Here is an 18,754-nt window from a genome sequence, read left to right on the forward strand (position 1 = left end):
GCTCCGGATCCCCGCCGTGCCCCCGGCTCCGTCCCCGATTCCGCCGCACGCACCACTGGAGAACGCCCGTGCCCCGCACCCGCCGTGTCCTGGCCGCCCTCCTCAGCCTCCTCGCGCTGCCCGTCGTCAGCGCGGTACCGGCCGCCGCTCCCGCACTGGCCGGCGCCCGGCACGGCTCCGTGGTGAGCGACCGGCCGGCCGCGTGGACCCCGCACGTCCTGGACGGCAGCGTGAAGGCGGTGGCCGAGGTCGGGGACACGGTGGTGGTCGGCGGCGACTTCACCGAGGTGGCCGGCCCGGACCGGGGGGCCGCCCTGAAGCGCGGCAACCTCTTCGCCTTCGAGCGCGGCACCGGCCGGATCCGCGCCGGATTCGCCCCGCGCGTCGACGGCGAGGTGCTGTCGCTGGTCCCCGGGCCGGACGGCACCGTCTACGTCGGGGGCCGGTTCGGTTCGGTCAACGGCGAGCCGCAGTCCGGCGTCGCGCGGCTGTCGGTCGCGGACGGGACGCGCTCCCCCGGGTTCGCCGCCACCCTGGACGGCGGCTGGGCCGGCCGGCTCGCCGAGCACGGCGGCCGGCTCTACGTCGGCGGCTCGTTCTCCTCCGTCAACGGGGAGGCCCGGACCGGTCTGGCCCGGCTGGACGGCCGCACCGGCGCGGTCGACCCGGCCTTCGCCATCACGCTGGCCGAGCCGAGGTCGGGCGCCCTGCGGGTCCAGGAGCTGGCGCTCAGCCCCGACGGCCGCCGGCTGGTCGTCAACGGCACCTTCACCGTCGCGGACGGCCGGCGGCGCTACCAGATCGCCATGGTCGACACCTCGGGCCCGGCGGCGCGGCTGTCCCCCTGGTCCACGGAGGCCTTCACCGAGCCGTGCGACCACCCCAAGATGAACACCTACCTGCGCCAGATGGACTTCGCGCCCGACGGTTCCTACTTCGTGGTGGTGACCACCGGCGGACCCGACGACACGCCCGGGCTGTGCAAGAGCGCGAGCCGCTGGGAGGCCGTCGACCGCCCGGGTGCCCGCCCGACGTGGGCGAACCACACCGGCGGAGACTCGGTGTACTCCGTGGAGGTGACCGGCGCGGCCGTCTACGTCGGCGGCCACCAGCGCTGGATGGACAACGAGAACGGCCACAAGGTGCAGGGGCCGGGCGCGGTCCAGCGGCGCGGGATCGGGGCGGTCCATCCGGTGACCGGCCGGGCGCTGCCGTGGAACCCGGGCCGCACCCGGGGAGTCGGGGTCGAGGCGCTCACGGCGACCTCCGACGGCCTCTACGTCGGCAGCGACACCGAGGACCTGGCCGGCGAGTACCGCGGCCGGCTCGGCATGTTCCCGCTCGCGGACTGACGCCCCCGCGCGCGGCTCAGGACCGGTCGGCCCGTCCGGGGCCGCCGCCGGGCCGCGCCTCCGCGGCGCCGCCGTCCTCGGCGGTCCGGGGCTCGTCCGACGCCTCCTGGAGGTGGTCCTCCTTGCCGGACGCCTCGTCGATCCGGGAGCCCACCGCGCGCATCCGGGCCAGCCCCGCGGCGACCGCCGCCGACATCGCGTCGCGCTGCCGGGACAGCAGCACGTAACTGATCATGCCGCTGACCAGGAACGCCAGGGCGATGGCGAGGAAACCGCGAGCGCCGAGAAGATACAGCACGCCGAACGCCACCGCGAACAGGAGCAGGCGGGACGCGGTGTAGGCGATGACGCTGCGCATGAAACTGCCTCACAACGGACGACTCGGCGAACTAGATTGGTCCTGCGGGAGGCGGCCGACGCGTTCGTTCGGGGTCTCCCGCGGGTAGCGGCGTCGTAACCTCCCCTCGTCCCAGGGTACGGGGCGGACCCGGTACGGCCGCACCGGCCCGGCGTTCCCCGCGGGATGGTGCGGCGACGGCGCCCCCGGCCATCGGACAACGCGTTATCCGGGCGGCCGATTTGTTGATTACGTTCCGATCACATTGGACTCAGTCGCCGACCCTCCGGGCAATTTTTACGAAAACTAGGGAGGAAACGGACTAACTCGTGCACACTAGGGGACCAAACGCCCGCCTCTTTTCCATGGCGGGCCCGAAGGGGGATTGTGAAGGTGGAACGAGGAAGCGAACGCTTGCTGACCCCCGGAGAGGTTGCCTCCCTCTTCAGGGTCGATCCCAAGACCGTGACCCGCTGGGCCGCTTCGGGCCGGATCAGCAGCATCCGAACACCCGGCGGACACCGCAGGTTCCGCGAATCGGAGGTCCGCGCACTACTGCACGGGGAGACCAGCGAACCCACGCGGTGACCGGATGCGGACAGGCGGCGCGGCGACCCGCGCGGCGCGTGTCGGCCGACGTCGATCGCCGCGTCGGCCGTAGCGGATAGGCTGGTCGCATGGTGTGGCTCGGTGCGCTTATCACGCTGATCTCTATCGTGCTCTGGGTGTACGCGTTCTTCGACGCGCTCACCAGTCCCGCCGAGGACGTCCGCAACCTGCCGAAGATCCTGTGGCTGATCATCATCGTGGTCTTCATGCTGGTCGGCCCCTTGCTCTGGCTGTTCCTCGGCCGGCCCCGTGCATCAGCCGCGGCGGTTTCCCCCGACCCGGCCATGGCGGCGTCGGCCGACGACGTGGAGCCCGACCTCCAGCACCCCTCGGGCCACCCGCGTCCTCTCGGCCCGGACGACGACCCCGAGTTCCTGCGCCGACTCGACAAGCGCATTAATCCCGAGGAATAGCCGGCGGCGACGAGCTGCGGAATGGCCGCCGGCCGACCCATTTCCCCGTATCCGCCGAACCGGCCGTTTCCTGTCTTCCCCCGACCGCCCGGCGGGGCCGCCCGCCCCTCGGGAGGCCCGGTCCCGGCCCGGTGGCCCGGTCGGCGGTCCGGTCGGCGGTCCGGCCCGCCGCCACCGGACACTCCGCGGGCCGCACGTTCCCCCGGGCCTGCCCGGCTTTTGGACAACAGAACGCGAACGGCCCCTCCCCGGCGGACCGGAGAGGGGCCGTCGGTCGCGGCCCGGGGTGTCAGGCGTAGGAGTGCAGCCCGCTGAACAGGTAGTTCACCGCGAAGAAGTTGAAGAGCAGGCAGGCGAACCCGACGAGGCCGATCCACGTGGCCTTGCGGCCGCGCCAGCCGGCCGTGGCCCGCGCGTGCAGGTAGGCCGCGTACACCACCCAGGTGATGAACGACCACACCTCCTTGGGGTCCCACCCCCAGAAGCGCCCCCACGCCTCGTCGGCCCACACCGCGCCGGCGATGATGCCGAAGGTCCACAGCGGGAACGCCAGGACGATGAAGCGGTGCGAGACCTGGTCCAGCAGCTCGGAGCTGGGCAGCTTCGCGGCCACCCCGGTCACCGTCTCGCCGCGCGCCCGGCGCTCCTCGGTGTGCCGGGACAGCAGGTAGGTGATGGCCGCCGACCCCGACACCAGGAAGCCGCCGGTGGCGATGATGGCGGCGGAGACGTGGATCGCGATCCAGTAGGAGTGCAGTGCCGGGATGACCGGCCCCGCCTCGGTGTACAGCCACTTGGCCGCGATCCCGAGCAGCAGCAGCACCGGCACCAGCACGAAGGTGCCGAGGTAGCGCGCACGGTAGCGGAACGCCGCGTACAGGAACGCGCCCATGGTGCACAGGCAGATGGCGACCACGAACTCGAACATGTTGCCCCATGGCCACCGGTCCGCGGCGATCCCGCGCGTGGCGATCTGGCCGGCGTTCAGCACGAAGCCCAGCACGGCCACTCCGAGTGCCACGTTGCCGAGCACGTGCCGCGCCGCGCTCGTCTCGGGCTGCTCGGCGCGCACGTTCACCGTCAGGCCGTCACCGTCGTCGGTGCCTGCCGCGCCGGCCCCGACCGCGACCAGGCGGTTGGACCGCAGCGTCTGGCGCCGTCCGTAGGCCGCCTCGATCGCGAAGAGGAACAGCGCGACGGCGTAGGTCACGATCATGGCGATGATCAGGACGTCGCTGATCGAGGCCATCCGTTGGTCCACAGCCGCCTCCGCGGCGAGCACGTTCACCACCGGCTACTCCTTCTCGGTGCCTGTGTCGGAAGCGGGCCGCGCCCGCAGCTTGTCCCTGAGCCGAAGGCTGAGTTCGTGGAACTCGACGGCCGGACCCGCACCCTCGGTCTTGGCCAGCCCGCCGATCTCGACCACCGTACGCCCGTCCTCACCCGGCCGCGCACGGACCCACACGCGGCGCGGCCGCACGAACAGCGTGCACAGCAGGCCGAGCACCGCCGCGGCCGCCGACACCAGCGCGGGCAGCCGGGCCGGGTTGCTGTTCACCTGCATGCTGATGTAGTCGCGGTAGCCGGTGAAGGTGATCGTCCCGGCGCCGTCCGGGAGCTCCCAGGAGTCGCCCGGACGCATCTCCTCCGACGCCCCGATCTCCGTCATCTGGTCGGTGTAGAGCTGGTAGACGGACTGGGGGTCGCCGCTGTCGAGCCCGAGGTCGCCGCGGTACGCCTGGAGGGTCACCACCGGGTCGCGGGGCGCCGGGAAGTCGGAGGTGAGCGCGCCGTCGGGCGTGCGGGCCGCCGAGGGGACGAAGACGCCGATGAAGCCGAGCTGCTCGGGCGCGATGTCAGGCACCTTGACCACGCCGTCGGAGGTGAAGGTGGCCTCCTCGCGGGTCAGGAACGGGACGGCCTGGTCGAAGACCACGTTCCCCTCGGCGTCGGTCACCTGGAACTCCGGCGCGTAGCCGTGCCCGAGCAGGTACACCTGCACGCCGTCCACCGACAGCGGGTGGTTGACCTCCAGCGTGTGGCGCTCCTCCGCGGCGTCCGGCGCGGCGCGGTAGGAGAGGTCGGCGGAGAAGGCGGCGGCCTGCCCGCTCAGCGATCCCTCCTCGATGAAGGACGCCTCGAAGTCGTTCACCGTGAACGAGAACGGCTGCAGGCTGGAGGCGTCCACCGCGGTGCCGGGATAGAACGCGTCGTAGGACGGCAGCGTGTTGGCGAAGCCGTCGCCCTCGACCACCAGCATGTTGCCCCGGTAGCCGAGGAAGGAGCCGATGCCCAGCGAGACCAGCAGCGCGAGCAGGGCGAGGTGGAACAGCACGTTGCCCGACTCCCGCAGGTAGCCCCGCTCCGCGGCGACCGAGTCGTCCGCGGTGTCGGTGCGGTAGCCCTTGAGCAGGGTGCGCGCCTCGGCCAGCACCGTCTCGGGAGCGGCGCCGGTCCGGAACGTCGCCGAGTAGGGCAGCCGGCCGAGGTTGCGCGGCGTCCGGGGCGGCTGGGCGCGCATGGCGCGGTAGTGGGCCGCCGCGCGGGGCAGCACGCAGCCGGTGAGCGAGATGAAGAGCAGCAGGTAGATGGCCGCGTACCACGGCGAGGAGTAGACGTCGAACAGGAAGAACCTGTCCAGCCAGGGCGCGAGGTCCGGGTTCTCCAGGTAGTAGTTCTGCACCTGCTCGGTGCTCACGGAGTGCTGCGGGAGCACGGACCCGGGGATCGCGCCGACCGCCAGCAGGAACAGCAGGATGAGAGCGGTGCGCATCGACGTGAGGATCCGCCACGCCCAGCGGGCCCAGCCCAGCGGTGAGAGCGCCGGAGGGGTGGTCGCGGTCCGCGCGCCCGCCCCGCTGGTGTCGCGTGCGGAGTCGGTGGCGGTCTGGTCAGGTGGGGTCACTGCTAAATCACCGTCTGGAAGTTGGCGGTCCAGCCCTGGAGGACGGCCGTGATGTCGGTCCAGAGCCCGGTCACGAGGAGCAGGCCCACGAGCACGAGCATGGCGCCGCCCGCGACCGTGACCGCGCGGTAGTGCCGCTTCACCCAGCCGAACGCGCCGAGCGCCCGGCGGTAGGCGAGCGCCGCCGCCACGAACGGCAGGCCGAGCCCGGCGCAGTAGGCCAGTGAGAGCAGCGCCCCGCGGCCCGCGCTGCCCTCGGTGAACGCCAGCGTCTGGACGGCCGCCAGCGTCGGGCCGATGCACGGCGTCCATCCCAGCCCGAACAGCACGCCGAGCATGGGCGCCCCGGCCAGGCCGGCGACCGGCGTCCGGTGCACGCGGAACTCCCGGGTGAACCCGGGGATGACGCCCATGAAGGCCAGGCCGAGCAGGATGGTGAGCAGGCCGAGCACGCGGGCGATGATGTCGGCGTAGTCGAGGAGCAGCCCGCCGAGCCCGCCGACGAACACGCCCACCGACACGAACACCAGGCTGAACCCGCCCACGAAGAGCAGGCTGCCGGCCAGCATCGACCACCGGCGGGTGGCCAGCACGTCGTCCACCGTGGCCACGCCGGCGCCGGCCGGGGCGGCCTGCGCGGCCCGGCGGTGCGCGGCGATGTCCGCACCGGACATCCCCGTGACGTAGGAGAGGTAGCCCGGCACGAGCGGCAGCACGCACGGGGACAGGAAGGACACCAGGCCCGCGAGGAGGGCGAGCGGGACGGCGAGCAGCAGCGAGCCCGCGGCGATGGTCTCGGCGATCATGGCGAACCGGCGTCCCCGCCGTCCTCGGCGAGGACCGGCTCGACCAGTTCGGTCAGCCCGTTGTAGTTGGTGGCGCCGATGACGCGGGCGGCGATGCGGCCCTCCCGGTCGATGACCAGCGTGCTCGGGATGGACTGCGGCGGGACGGTGTCGCGGAAGGCCTGCGAGACCTGGCCGGGCTGGTCGTAGAGGCTGGGGTAGCTGACCTCGTTGTTGCGCTCGAAGGCCTGGGCGGCGGTCAGGTTGTCCTTGATGTTGACGCCGAGGAACTCCAGGCCCGCCTCGCGGTGCTCCTCGTACACCTGCTCCAGGACGGGCGTCTCGGCCCGGCACGGCGCGCACCAGCTCGCCCAGAAGTTGAGGACGAGGACGTCGCCGCGGTAGTCCGCCAGGCTGACGGGCTCGCCCTCCAGCGTCTCCCCGGCGACCTCGGGCGCCTCCTGGCGTTCGTCGACGGCGAAGGCGGTCGACGAGCCGTCGCCCTCGACGTAGCGGTTGTCGGCATCTCCGGTTCCCTGGTCGACGCCGCCCGCGCAACCGGCGAGGGCGGCGGCGGTCACGAGAACGGCCGCGGCGCGCAGCAGCGGGGTGCGCGGTCGGGCGCCGGGGACGGAACGGGGCATCGTGGGCAACCTTCGGGCGGCGGCGTGCGGGGCCGACCGTCAGGCCGCCGGGCAGCCCCGGGGACCTGTGGGCACGGTCATCAACGACACAGTGTAGTAGACGACCCGCGCCGCGCCGCTGGCCCCCGCCCTCTGAGCGGTGGGGCCGTCCGCCGCCACGTGGCATGCGCCGCCGCGGCCCGCGCGGCGGCGGGTACGCCGCTCCACGGTGGGGAGGACCGCTCCCGGAGCGGGCACCGGCACCCGGAGGGCGATGGACGGACCGGCTCACACCGCCCCGTGGATGACGCTCCCGCTGCTCAGCCGGCCTCCACGAACGCCTCGCGGAGGTAGTCGTGAACGGCGCGTTCCGGCACCCGGTAGGAACGCCCCACGCGGATCGCGGGGAGAACTCCCGAGTGGACCATTCGGTAGACCGTCATCTTGGAGACCCGCATGATCGTCGCGACCTCGGCCACCGTCAGAAACCTGACCTCGTCCAGAGGAGCCTTGCTGCCGCTCATCTTCCGCCGCCCTCATTTCCGGACGTGAACGTATTCGTCCCTGCCCTGTCGGCCATCGCGCTGGACCCGCGCGGCCGGGGCGCGCCCGGCCGGCACGTCCGCCACCGCGCTGGTGTGTCACTCGGTAGCTGCTGACACGTCCGGTTTCAGCGTAAATCCGGGTGCAGAGCATTGAAAGGCCGTTTTTGCTGTCTCTGCAGCTACATGAGGGAGGCGGGTCATGTGAGGTTTAGGGGGTGGGTATATACGGGCGCTCGCTCACGTGAGTCCGGCCCGGTCCAGCACGTAGTCGGCCAGCGGCCGGTAGTCGTCGGTGGTGTAGCCGTCGTCCAGGGGCACGGTGGCGTGCAGCTTCCCCTCGTGCTCCGCCAGGAACAGCGCCGGGTCGTTGCTGTCGGCGAAGCCCAGGGTTGGAATTCCCGCTTCGCCCGCCGCGCCCGCGAAGCCGTGATCGGCGATGACCAACTGCGGCCACGCCTCCCCGGCCTCCCGGAGCTCCGCGAGCACCGCCCGCATCGCGAACGGATGGTGGCTGTGCCGCGAGTCCACGCCGTCGGTCACCATGCCGACCCCGTCCCGCCAGACGAGTACCCTCCGGCTCGGCGGGTACTCGCTCTCGACCTCGTAGGTGTGCCCCTCGGCCGCCGTCACCACGGCGCAGCCGCGCTCGGCGAGGGCCGCTCCCCACCGCTGGTAGGTCTCCAGCAGGTTGCGCGGGTGCCCGGTGGCGAACAGCACGCGCTCCCGCCCGGCGGCGGCCTCGGCCAGCCGGTCCGCCACCGCCTCCAGCGCGTCGGCGGTGCGGTCCGGATCGATGGTGTCGATCCCCCACTCGTAGCCGGGGTCGGCGACCACGCCGCAGCGCTTGGACATCAGCGCGAGGACGTCGTCGAACGACCAGTCCTGCGCGAAGGTGAGCCCGAACTGGTAGTACTCGTCGCCGTCCACGAGGCGGCGGTAGTGCTTGAGGTTGTTCTGACGGGGCGTGTTCACCTGGCCGGCGATTCCGGTGCGTACCAGGTGCTCAACGAGTTCCGCGCGGGAGGGCGGCGTCACCGGTGGTTCCCCCTTCTGGGCTGACAAACCGGACGTTCCATGGCATCACACACCATCGCGCATGGCCATACCCGGTTCACCCGGACGTCAGGTTCCGGTCAGCTCCTCGGCGGTCCCCGGCGCGGTCAGAGGTTCGGATCGATCCCGTGGCAGGGGAAGACCGCCGTGCGGGTGGCCTGGATGGCGCGGTCGACCGGGTCATCGGGGTCGAACCCGTCCTCGAAGGGCGTGTACTCCGGCCGGCGCCCGTCGGTCATCCGCAGCGGCGCGAGGTCGCCGGTCCGCTCCCGGACCAGGTTCCGCCAGGCCGCCGGGGTGTCCAGTTCCGGGTCGAGGGGCGTGCCCGCGACCTCGGACAGCAGGTGCGTCCAGGCGCGCGGCACCACCTGGACCAGCTCGTAGCCGCCGCCGCCGAGCACCACCCACCGGCCGGCCGCGGTCTCCTTGGCGAGCTGGTGCAGCGCCTGGTAGGCGCTGCGCTGGCCGTCCACGCTCATCGTGAGGTTGGCGAGGGGGTCGAGCGCGTGCGTGTCGCACCCGTGCTGGGTGACCAGCACCTCGGGCTGGAACTCGCGCAGCAGCGGCGGCACCACCGCGTGGAAGGCCCGCAGCCACATCGGGTCGTTGGTGCCCGCGGGGAGGGCCACGTTCACCGCGTACCCCTCGGCGTGCGGCCCGCCGACCTCGTCGGCCCGCCCGGTGCCGGGGAACAGGGTCAGCGGCGACTCGTGCAGGCTGATCGTCAGCACCCGCGGGTCGTCGTAGAACATGGTCTGCACGCCGTCGCCGTGGTGCACGTCGACGTCCACGTAGGCCACGCGCTTGGCGCCCTGCTCCAGCAGCCAGGCGATCGCCAGGGCCGCGTCGTTGTACACGCAGAACCCCCAGGCGTGCCCCGGCATGGCGTGGTGCAGCCCACCCGCGATGTTGACCGCGTGCTCGGACTCCCCGTTCCACACGGCGCGCGCCGCCGCGACCGACGCCCCGGAGATCAGCGCCGCCGCCTCGTGCATCCGGGGGAACACCGGGTTGTCGGACGTCCCGAGCGAGTAGGAGTCATCGGGTTCCAGGCTGGTCCCCGCCCGCTTGACCGCCTCGATGTAGCCGGGATCGTGGACCAGCCGCAGCAGGTCGTCGCTCGCGGGCTCCACCCCGGTGAAGGCGACGTTGGGCGCGTCGAACACGCCCAGTTCCCGGGAGAGCGCCATGGTGAGCTCCACCCGGACCGGCGCGAGCGGATGCTGCGGCCCGAAGTTGTAGGAGGTCAGCTCCTCATCCCATGCCACTCGAAGCGAGCAGCCCATACGCCCCTCCCGGCTGACGACGACGCGGTCTCCCGCACACAGTAGCCGCCGCGGCAGGTGAATGGTCGGCCGCCGGTGGTCGGCCGGACGGCGGCTGGCGGGCGGGGCACGGGCGGGCCGCACGGAATCCCCGGACCCGGGCGCCGCCGGCCTGGCGGCTGCCGTCCGGTTGGGCGGCCGCCCCCCGGTCCCGGCGCGGACCGGCGGGGCTCACCCGTCGGCGAGTTGCCGGCTGCGGTCGTGGGCGGCCTGCACCGCGTCGGTCAGGGCGGCGCGGACGCCGTGGCGGTCGAGTTCGCGTACGGCCGCGGCCGTCGTGCCGCCGGGGGAGGTGACGGCCTCCCGCAGCAGGACGGGGTGCTCGCCGTCGCGCAGCATGGCGGCCGCGCCGGTGGCCGTCTGGACGGCCAGCCGGTGCGCGGTCTCACGCGGTAGGCCGAGCAGCACGCCGGCGTCCACCAGCGACTCCACCACGTAGTAGAAGTAGGCGGGCCCGCTGCCGGACAGCGCCGTGACGGCGTCCAGGTGCCGCTCGGGGACCCGCGCCACCTCGCCGACCGAGCTCAGCAGCTCTTCCGCGCGGTCCAGGTGCTCCTCGGCGGCGTGCCGGCCGCCCGCGATCGCGGTCATGCCGGCGCCGACCAGCGCGGGGGCGTTGGGCATGGCCCGCACCACGGCGACGTCGCCGGGCAGGCACTTCTCGATGACGGCGGTGGTGACGCCCGCCGCGACGGAGATCACCAGGCGGTCGGCGGCCAGCGACGGCGCGAGGTCGTCCAGCAGCGCGAGCATGTCCTGCGGCTTGATCGCGAGCAGCACCGTGTCGGCGCGGGCGACAGCGTCGGCGGCGCCCACCACGTCGACGCCGTAGCGCTGACGCAGCTCGGCGGCGTGCGGCGCGCGGGGCTCGGTGACCAGCACCTCACTGGGGCTGCGGCCCTGTCGGAGCAGGCCCGCCAGCAGCGCCTCGCCCATCCTGCCGGCCCCGATGATCGCGATCATGACTCCCTCTCCCGCTGTGCCCGCTGTTCACGCTGCTCACCACGGTAGCGGGCCGCCGGACCCGCCCACGCCCGCTTCCGCTGCCGCCCGGCCCGGCCGGGCGTGGTGCAGCGCTGGCCCCGGGCGGCCGCGGCGCGCGGCGGGCGCGCTTCGCCGGCTCCCCGGCTCCCGCTGCCGCCTCTCGGCCCGTGCGGGGCGACGGCGGCCGGCGCGGGGCGTCTCGGGCGCCCGCGTCAGGCGCGGACCGCGAACCGGATCCGCACTCGGGCGCCCGCCGCCCGGAGCCGCCGCAGGTCGCCGGACCGCACCCTGCGGGGCAGCTCGTACTCGACGCTCTCCGCCGGGCGCCGGCTCACCGCCGCGAGGGCGCCGGCGATCTCCAGCAGCCGCGGATCGCCGGTGGCCACCACGAGGCGGTCCGGACCGGGCATGAGCGTGCGCAGCGCCCGGACGAAGCCGAGGTCCGCGGCACGGCGGCCGGCGTGGGCCGCTGCCAGGCCGGGGGCGTGGTCGGCCCCGCGCAGCCGGTAGCGGGCGCCGGGTGCCGCCAGCGGCTCCGCGGTGGAGCGGCCCGGCTCGCGGCCGGATGGCCCGGGGATCCGCGGGTCCGCGGCCCAGCGGTCCGGGTCCGCCGGCAGCGTGCGGCCGAGTGCGGGGTAGGCGGCGCGGAGCCCGGCCACCAGGCGGGCCGCGGCGGGTGCTGCCGCCGCGTCCTCGGCATCGGTGGTGACCCGTGTGCCGCTCTCACGGGCGGCGGCGCAGATCCGGGCCAGGTTGTCGGCGGCCAGTGCGGCGCCCTCGGCGCCGAGGCCGAGGCCGAGGCCGAGGCCGAGCGCGCGCGGCCGGACGATGAGGTCGGCCCACCCCGCCAGCCCGAGGTCGGCGAGGCGGTGCAGCAGGTCGATCGCACTCCGGGTGCCTTCCTCGGCCTGCTCGGGATGGGTGGCCGCCGCCGCGGCGTGCTGCAGCGAACTGGAGAGCCCCCGCTCCGCGAGCGCCCGTGCTCCGCGCACCGCCGCGGCGGCTTCCGCGCCCGTGGTGGACCGCCCGGCGGACGCCGTCACCAGGGCCGCCCTCGCGCCCCTCACCTGACCGGGTCCGACGCGCTGCCCGCCAGGCGTCCCCCGGCCGACTCCAGGACGGCGCGCAGCGCGGGTGCGTAGTAAGCGACGATGTCGTCGTGCGTCGCCGAGGCGATCGGCTCGATGGCGATCACGTAGCGCAGCACGAGGAGCCCGATGAGCTGGGAGGCGATCAGGCCCGCCTGGATCGGCGTGACGCCGGCCGGCCCGACGGCCCGGTGGGCGATGGCGTCGGTGAGGAATCCGCGGATCATCGCCGCGGCGCGGTCGTTGCTGACGGCCGAACGCACCAGCGCCAGCATCGTGGTCCGCCCGTCGGGCCGCTCCCACGCCTCCAGCAGCGACCGGATCGCGTTCTCGGCCCGCGCGGGGTCGTCCGTACTCTCGGCGATGATCGAGCGGAGCAGGTCGGCCGGGTCGTAGGGCAGGTCCATGGCGGCGACGAAGACCTGGTCCTTGGCGCCGAAGTAGTGGTGCACCAGGGCCGGGTCGACGCCGGCCTGCCGGGCGATACCGCGGATGGTGGCCCCGTCGTAGCCCTTCTCGCCGAACTGGTCCCGGGCCGCCGCCAGGATCGCCTCCCTGGTCCCCGAAGAGCCTGGCCGCCGTCCGCGTGCCACCGGCGCCCCGCTCAGTCCTCGTCCTCGACGGTGCCGTCCGCTCCCACCGCGAAGACCCGCGGACGCTCGTCGTCCGGGCGGCGGCGCATGGCGATGCGCTCGCGGCGGTCGGTGCGGCCGGCCCCGCCCGGCTCACCGCGGTGGGCACCCGCGAAGTGCAGGCGGGTGAAGGCGAGCGCCTCGGCGAGGTCCAGCTGCCGGGCCTCCCGGTCGGCGGCCTTGCGGGTGTTGACCTCCAGCACGATCTGGCGGTCGTACCCGGTTCCGGCCAGGTGCTCCAGGAGTTCGGCGCACGGCTGCCCGCCGCGGCCGGGGATCAGGTGCTCGTCGAAGTTCTGCCCGCCGACGCCGTCGGCCAGGTGCACGTGGGAGAGCCGCTCGCCCAGGCGCTTGGCCATGTCCATGGCGTCGGAGCGGGACATGGCGGTGTGGGAGAGGTCGAGGGTGACGTCGGGGTAGTCGCGGTCGAGCGGGTTCCAGCTCGGCGAGTAGGGGACCACCGTCCTCCCGCGCATGTGCACCGGGTACATGTTCTCGACCGCGAACACGACGTCGGTCTCGTCGCGCATGCGCTCGATGCCGGTCTCGAACTCCCGCGCGTAGTCGCGCTGCCAGCGGAACGCCGGGTGCACCACGATGGTGCGGGCGCCGAGGGCCTCCGCCAGGTCCTTGGAGCGCACCAGCTTCTCCCACGGGTCGCGCCCCCACACGAGCTGGGTGAAGATCAGGCACGGCGAGTGCACCGCGAGGATGGGGATCTGGTGGTAGTCGGACAGCCGGCGCAGCATGTCGGCGTCCTGACTGACCGGGTCGGTCGAGACGATGACCTCGACCCCGTCGTAGCCGAGCTTCGCGGCGATCTCGAAGGCCGCGGGGGTCTTCTCCGGGTAAACCGACGCCGTCGAGAGGACGACGGGCGCGTCTGGGACCTGGATTGCGCTCACTCCATCAACCCTATGCGCTATGGGTGCGAATTGGTTCGCACAGTGCCGACATCGCTATTCTCACCGAGGTGAACACAGCGCTGGCGGGGGCGATTCCGAGCCCGAACATCTGGCGGTCACCGCAGGTCTACGAGCTGGAGAACACCGCCGTGGACCCCGAAGGCGTCATCGAGGCCGCGATGCGCCGCGTCCGCGACTGGGACGGCGCCCACGTGCTCGACGTCGGATGCGGCACGGGGTTCCACCTTCCGGGGTTCGCCGCCCGGGCGGCCCGGGTCACCGGGGTCGAGCCGCACGCCCGGCTCGCCGCGGCGGCCCGCGCGCGCACCCGCGGGCTCGGCAACGTCGCGGTCCGCCAAGGGGTGGCCCAGCGGCTGCCGCTGCCGGAGGCGTCCGTCGAGGTCGCGCACGCCCGGTGGGCGTACTTCTTCGGACCCGGCTGCGAGCCGGGGCTGGCCGAGCTGCGGCGGGTACTGCGGCGCGGCGGGGTCGCCTTCGTCATCGACAACGACGCGACACGTTCCACGTTCGGCGGCTGGTTCCGCCGCTTCCTGCCGCGCTACGACCCCGACGCGGTCGAGCGGTTCTGGGCGGCACAGGGCTTCCACCGGGAGCCGCTGACCATGCGGTGGCTGTTCCGGCGGCGCGCCGACTTCGAGGCGGTGCTGCGGATCGAGTTCCCGGCGGCACTGGCCGCGGAGATCGCCGCGGAGCACACCGGCCTGGAGGTCGACTACGCGGTCAACCTCTGGTGGCGGGAGTACTGACCGCGCCGCCGGCGCGCAGGCGGCGGCTCGGCGGACCGTCCCGGCGGCGGGAAGGCGAACGCGCCGCGGGCTCCGGTCGCGGCCGCGGGGGCCTCGCCCCCGCCGGACGCCCGCGCCCGGCAGGCCGCCCGGGCGCCGCCACCCGGAGCGGCGCGCGGGTACTCCGCGATGCCGCACAGTACGGCCGCGGTCCCGGCGTGCCACCGCGGTGCCTCCTCCGCGGTGGCGCGGGAGATCGGCGTGCGCTCCGCCTGGGTGACGGCCTCGCGGGCCGCTCCCGCCGCCGGAGCGGCCCCGCGAACCCGTCCCCGCTCCGCGGCCCGGAACCCGCGGTGGGCTCCGGGCCGCCGGCGGGGGCCCGGGTGACGGGGGTCCGGCGGATCACCGACCGCCGCACGTTCCCGAGGGGCCCGGTGGCCTCAGATCTCCTGCCGCTGACCGGTGCCGGCGCCGAGAGCCGCGACCACGCGGTCACCGACGGCCGCCATGCCCGCGGCGTTCGGGTGCACCGGCGCGGCCGGCTGCGTCGGGAAGATCCCCTCGACCCACTTGGAGCCGCTGGCCGCGCACATGTCGTGGCCCCGCTCCAGGACGTCGACGTAGACGGCGCCGGCGTCGGCGGCCGCCTTGGCCAGCACCTCGTTGAGCCGGGTCTGCGTGCGGTCGATGTAGGGCACGTCCTGCCGCGCGACCGGGACGGTCGGCCAGCACCCGGTGCGCTCGGGCAGGACCTGGAGGTAGCCGACCACCACCACGGTGGCGTTCGGGCTGCGCTCCCGGATACCGGCGAGGACGTCGGCGACCTTGCCGGCGGTCTCGTCGAGCCGCTCGGCGAGCTGGTCGCCGCCGTCGGCGTCGGTGTAGTGGCGGCGGCACGGGTCACCGATGGGGTTGGTGGCGCTGAGGGCCGCGCACTTGACCAGGATCTCGCCGTAGCCGAGGTCGTTGCCGCCGATGCCCACGGTCACCAGCGTGGTGTCGGGGGTGAGCGAATCGAACTGCGGGGCGTTGCGGGTTCCCAGCGCGAGGGACTGCGAGGTGGTCATGTGCTCGGTGGTCGCACCCGAGCAGCTCGCGTCGACGAACTCGTCGGCGCCGAGGGCGCTGGCGACCAGGTTGGGGTAGTTCTGCCGGGAGCGCAGGCAGAACACGGGGCTGCCGTACTGGCCCGGGATCAGGGGGCCGGCGGTGAAGGAGTCGCCGAGCGCCACGTAGCGGTCGGCCAGACCGGCCGCCTGGGCCGGGGCGGAGGTGAGGGCGAGCGCGCCGGCAAGCCCGAGGGCGGTGGCGAGGGCGGCACGGCAGGCGGTGAGAAGCGGCACGCGTTCCTCCTGGGGGAGTGCGGGACGGACCGGTGGGACGAAGGTCACCCTGGCGGGTGGGGCAAGGCAATGCGGAGGCCGGTAGCGGTCAACCAGCGAGCAGACACTTGACGCATCGGTAACGATACTCAGCGTAATCGCGGCCATGCACCCGCGTCCACGGCTTTTGGACATCCCCCCTGTTCGGCGTGGCGGCGCGCGGCAGGCGGGCGGCACTCCGGCCGGCGACCGACTGCGGTCCGTGCGCGCCGGACGCCGCTGCCGAGGCGCAGCGGCCCGTGCACGAGCCGCCGCGGCGCCCGGGCGATGCCGGTGCCCCCGTCACCGGAACCGCGCCACCGGGCCGGGTCGGAGCGCCGTCCCCGCCAACGCCCTCCACGGGTGCCGGTGCCCCACGCCCCAGCCGGCGCCGGCTGAGTCCGCCACCGAGCGGCCGACCTCGCTGCGGGAGGGCCCCGCTGCCGTTCCGGCAGCGGGGGCGGCATGGCACCGCGGGCCCCGCCTCGCGGCGGTGCGCACCCCGGCACCCGCACGCCGTCGCACTGAACCGGTATCCGCTGGCAGGCGCGCGCCCGGGGCCTCCGGCGGTGCGCGCGGCGCGGCATCGCGAGCCCGCTCGGTTCCGCGCCCCTCCCACCGCCGACGACGCCGCCGACGACGACCGGGAGACACCGTCATCGCCGGCCCGGACCCGTCATCGCGGGCCGGGCGGCCGAGCACCTGCCCCGGAGCCCGGGGCGCCCCGTTAGGTCCTGTCCTGTTTCTCGAAAGGTCTGCGGGGTGAGCCGGTGCTCTGGAACCGCGTGCCGACGTGGTCCGAGGCCAGGAACCCACCGACCCCGAGTGGGACCTGCCCGCCCCGCTCATGCCCGCCCATCCCCGCAAGGGCAAGCGGTGGGCCGACCACCGGCGCGTCAGCAACGCCATCCTGTTCCGCACCCGCACCGGCACCCCCTGGCGGGGCCTACCCGAGCGGTACGGCCCCTGGGAAACCGCCGCAGGACGGCACTGCCGCTGGCCCCTCGAAGGCACTCGCAACCGCATCACCGAACGGCTGCGCATCGACACCGCCACCGACGAACACCTCGACATCTCCGCGGACTCCACCATGGTCCGCCCCCACCACCACGCCGCCGGGGCCGCGAGAAAAGGGGACGCGGCCCAGCACGAAAGAAACGCATCCCAAGCACCCAGCCGGCCCCCGAGGCGGCTGACCACCAAGATCCACCTGGCCCAGCGCGGGAACCACCGCAGGCGCGGATCTCGAGGAGGAAGACCCCCGGCCTTCGACCGGGCCGCCCACCGGGACCGCACCACCGTCGAACACTCCATCAACCTGCGCAAACAGAACCGGGCGGCAGCGACCGGGTACCGCACGAGGGCCGCAGTCGACGACGGAACCATTCACGTCCCTCCCATTCAAAAAAGCACTGCCTAGATCCCGCCGCTGGCGTGCCTGGCCGCACCGGCCACCGCCCCGGGTGGCCGGGACCGAACGCGGGGTCGCCGCCGTCCGGACGGACGAGGAGCGCACCCGCGTGGGCGGCGCGGCCGGTCTCCACCCCGGCCCCAGCTGCCTCCGCCACGCCCCCGGTTCGGAAGACCGCCACCAGCGGCCGGGGGCCGCCCGCGGCCACCGCGGCCTTCCCTGGTCCCCTCGGGCGGCGGCCGCGTTACCGGGAGGTGCGCTGCGGCGTGCCTGTGGACAACCCCCCGCTTGTCCCCGGCAGCCGCTAGCGTGCTGGCATGGCCAAGGCTGCGAAGACGACGTACCGCTGTACCGAGTGCGGCTGGACCACCCTGAAGTGGGTGGGCCGCTGCGGCGAGTGCCAGGCGTGGGGCACGGTCGACGAGGTCGGGGCGGCCGCGCCGGGCGGAATCGCCCCCGCGAAGGTCAGCTCACCGGCCCGGCCCATCGCCGAGATCGACGTCGAGGCCGCCCACGCGGTCCCCTCCGGCCTGGACGAGCTGGACCGGGTGCTGGGCGGCGGTGTGGTCCCCGGCGGCGTGCTGCTGCTGGCCGGCGAGCCCGGCGTGGGCAAGTCCACCCTGCTGCTGGAGGTCGCGGCGCTGTGCGCCGACAGCGCGCCGGTGCTCTACGTCACCGGCGAGGAGTCCGCCGGCCAGGTCCGGTTGCGGGCCGAACGGCTGGGCGCACTCGCGCCGAAGCTGTACCTCGCCGCCGAGACCTCCATCGCGTCGCTGGTCAGCCATGTCGACGAGGTCGCCCCCAAGCTGCTGATCGTCGATTCGGTGCAGACCATGAGCGCGCCCGAGGTCTCGGGTGTCCCCGGCGGCGTCACCCAGGTGCGCGAGGTCGCCGGCGCCCTCATCCGGCTGGCCAAGGAGCGGGGCATCGCCACCGTGCTGGTCGGCCACGTCACCAAGGACGGCTCCATCGCCGGTCCGCGCATGCTGGAGCACCTGGTCGACGTCGTGCTCCAGTTCGAGGGCGACCGGCACTCGCGGCTGCGCATGCTGCGCGCGGTGAAGAACCGCTACGGCCCCACCGACGAGATCGGCTGCTTCGAGCTCACCGACTCCGGCATCATCGGGCTGCCCGACCCCAGCGGGCTGTTCCTCACCCGCCGCAACGAACCCGTGCCCGGCACCTGCGTGACCGTCACCGTCGAGGGGCGCCGCCCGCTGATCGCTGAGGTGCAGGCGCTGGTGGCGCCCACCGCCCTGCCGCAGCCCCGGCGCGCCACCTCCGGCCTCGACAACGCCCGCGTCGCCATGCTCATGGCGGTGCTGGAGCGCCGCGCCAACCTGCGGATCGGGGCCTCCGACGTCTACGCCTCCACGGTCGGCGGGGTCCGGCTGCACGAACCGTCGGTGGACCTCGCGCTCGCGCTGGCGCTGGCCAGCTCGAACGCCGACCTCGCCCTGCCCCGCGGGTTGGTGGCCATCGGCGAGGTCGGCCTCGCCGGCGACGTCCGCGCCGTGAGCGGGGTGCAGCGGCGGCTGTCCGAGGCGCAGCGGCTCGGCTTCACCACCGCCATCGTCCCCGAGTACAGCGAGGAGCCGGTCGAGGGCATCGAGACCATCGGGGTGGCCGACCTGGGCGAGGCCCTGTCTCTTATACACATCTCCGAGCCCACGAGACCTC

18 protein-coding genes are annotated in these 18,754 nt (G+C 74.0%); 5 read left to right on the forward strand and 13 right to left on the reverse strand.

Annotated features, from left to right (window positions below; genetic code table 11):
- Positions 1-68 precede the first annotated feature (68 nt).
- The gene (locus DEF28_RS19295; protein ID WP_114400180.1) at positions 69-1,352 is read left to right on the forward strand and encodes a delta-60 repeat domain-containing protein; all 1,284 of its coding nucleotides are present in this window, start codon (positions 69-71) and stop codon (positions 1,350-1,352) included.
- A 16-nt stretch (positions 1,353-1,368) separates the two neighbouring features.
- Here DEF28_RS19295 and DEF28_RS19300 read toward each other — a convergent pair whose 3' ends face one another.
- Entirely contained in the window at positions 1,369-1,710 is a 342-nt protein-coding gene (locus DEF28_RS19300) for a DUF4229 domain-containing protein (protein ID WP_114400179.1), read from the reverse strand.
- A 366-nt stretch (positions 1,711-2,076) separates the two neighbouring features.
- Here DEF28_RS19300 and DEF28_RS19305 point away from each other — a divergent pair, with 366 nt between their 5' ends.
- Complete coding sequence (locus tag DEF28_RS19305; RefSeq protein ID WP_181874428.1) at positions 2,077-2,277, forward strand: BldC family transcriptional regulator; 201 nt, start codon at positions 2,077-2,079, stop codon at positions 2,275-2,277.
- Between the two features lie 89 nt (positions 2,278-2,366).
- Positions 2,367-2,711 (forward strand): PLD nuclease N-terminal domain-containing protein, encoded by a 345-nt coding sequence (locus DEF28_RS19310; protein WP_114400177.1) that lies wholly within the window; start codon positions 2,367-2,369, stop codon positions 2,709-2,711.
- A gap of 289 nt (positions 2,712-3,000) precedes the next feature.
- Here DEF28_RS19310 and ccsB read toward each other — a convergent pair whose 3' ends face one another.
- The 11 genes from ccsB to DEF28_RS19365 all read right to left on the reverse strand — a co-directional run bounded on the left by ccsB (position 3,001) and on the right by DEF28_RS19365 (position 13,556).
- Complete coding sequence (gene ccsB, locus DEF28_RS19315; protein WP_233515409.1) at positions 3,001-4,002, reverse strand: c-type cytochrome biogenesis protein CcsB; 1,002 nt, start codon at positions 4,000-4,002, stop codon at positions 3,001-3,003.
- 3 nt (positions 4,003-4,005) lie between these two features.
- On the reverse strand, positions 4,006-5,616 hold the full coding sequence (gene resB, locus DEF28_RS19320) for a cytochrome c biogenesis protein ResB (protein WP_374058235.1): 1,611 nt from the start codon (positions 5,614-5,616) through the stop codon (positions 4,006-4,008).
- Between the two features lie 2 nt (positions 5,617-5,618).
- The gene (locus DEF28_RS19325; protein WP_114400176.1) at positions 5,619-6,422 is read right to left on the reverse strand and encodes a cytochrome c biogenesis CcdA family protein; all 804 of its coding nucleotides are present in this window, start codon (positions 6,420-6,422) and stop codon (positions 5,619-5,621) included.
- Complete coding sequence (locus DEF28_RS19330; protein ID WP_114400175.1) at positions 6,419-7,045, reverse strand: TlpA family protein disulfide reductase; 627 nt, start codon at positions 7,043-7,045, stop codon at positions 6,419-6,421. Before DEF28_RS19330 ends, DEF28_RS19325 begins: the two co-directional genes overlap by 4 nt.
- A gap of 299 nt (positions 7,046-7,344) precedes the next feature.
- Complete coding sequence (locus tag DEF28_RS19335; protein ID WP_114400174.1) at positions 7,345-7,548, reverse strand: helix-turn-helix domain-containing protein; 204 nt, start codon at positions 7,546-7,548, stop codon at positions 7,345-7,347.
- Between the two features lie 258 nt (positions 7,549-7,806).
- A complete protein-coding gene (locus tag DEF28_RS19340; protein WP_114400173.1) occupies positions 7,807-8,604 on the reverse strand; it encodes a phosphatase in 798 nt (265 codons plus the stop codon).
- A 125-nt stretch (positions 8,605-8,729) separates the two neighbouring features.
- On the reverse strand, positions 8,730-9,908 hold the full coding sequence (locus DEF28_RS19345) for an acetoin utilization protein AcuC (protein WP_114400172.1): 1,179 nt from the start codon (positions 9,906-9,908) through the stop codon (positions 8,730-8,732).
- A gap of 210 nt (positions 9,909-10,118) precedes the next feature.
- Positions 10,119-10,910 carry a pyrroline-5-carboxylate reductase gene (gene proC / locus DEF28_RS19350; RefSeq protein ID WP_114400545.1) on the reverse strand — a complete coding sequence of 264 codons (792 nt, stop codon included), beginning with the start codon at positions 10,908-10,910 and terminating at the stop codon, positions 10,119-10,121.
- Positions 10,911-11,143: 233 nt separating this feature from the next.
- On the reverse strand, positions 11,144-11,974 hold the full coding sequence (locus DEF28_RS19355; protein ID WP_114400546.1) for a proline dehydrogenase: 831 nt from the start codon (positions 11,972-11,974) through the stop codon (positions 11,144-11,146).
- Positions 11,975-11,994: 20 nt separating this feature from the next.
- Positions 11,995-12,612, reverse strand: coding sequence for a TetR/AcrR family transcriptional regulator (locus DEF28_RS19360; protein ID WP_114400547.1), 618 nt, complete (start codon positions 12,610-12,612; stop codon positions 11,995-11,997).
- Between the two features lie 11 nt (positions 12,613-12,623).
- Positions 12,624-13,556, reverse strand: coding sequence for a sugar phosphate isomerase/epimerase family protein (locus DEF28_RS19365; protein WP_114400548.1), 933 nt, complete (start codon positions 13,554-13,556; stop codon positions 12,624-12,626).
- Between the two features lie 149 nt (positions 13,557-13,705).
- On the opposite strand from DEF28_RS19365, the gene DEF28_RS19370 reads away from it, so the two are divergent.
- Entirely contained in the window at positions 13,706-14,323 is a 618-nt protein-coding gene (locus tag DEF28_RS19370; RefSeq protein WP_114400550.1) for a class I SAM-dependent methyltransferase, read from the forward strand.
- A 419-nt stretch (positions 14,324-14,742) separates the two neighbouring features.
- On the opposite strand, the gene DEF28_RS19375 is transcribed toward DEF28_RS19370, so the two are convergent.
- On the reverse strand, positions 14,743-15,645 hold the full coding sequence (locus DEF28_RS19375) for an SGNH/GDSL hydrolase family protein (protein WP_233515410.1): 903 nt from the start codon (positions 15,643-15,645) through the stop codon (positions 14,743-14,745).
- An 811-nt stretch (positions 15,646-16,456) separates the two neighbouring features.
- On the opposite strand from DEF28_RS19375, the gene DEF28_RS19380 reads away from it, so the two are divergent.
- On the forward strand, positions 16,457-17,083 hold the full coding sequence (locus DEF28_RS19380; RefSeq protein WP_114446191.1) for a transposase: 627 nt from the start codon (positions 16,457-16,459) through the stop codon (positions 17,081-17,083).
- Positions 17,084-18,754 lie beyond the last annotated feature (1,671 nt).

Origin of the sequence: Marinitenerispora sediminis, assembly GCF_003336425.1 — a bacterium.
In the GTDB taxonomy this organism is placed as follows: Bacteria; Actinomycetota; Actinomycetes; order Streptosporangiales; family Streptosporangiaceae; genus Marinitenerispora; species Marinitenerispora sediminis.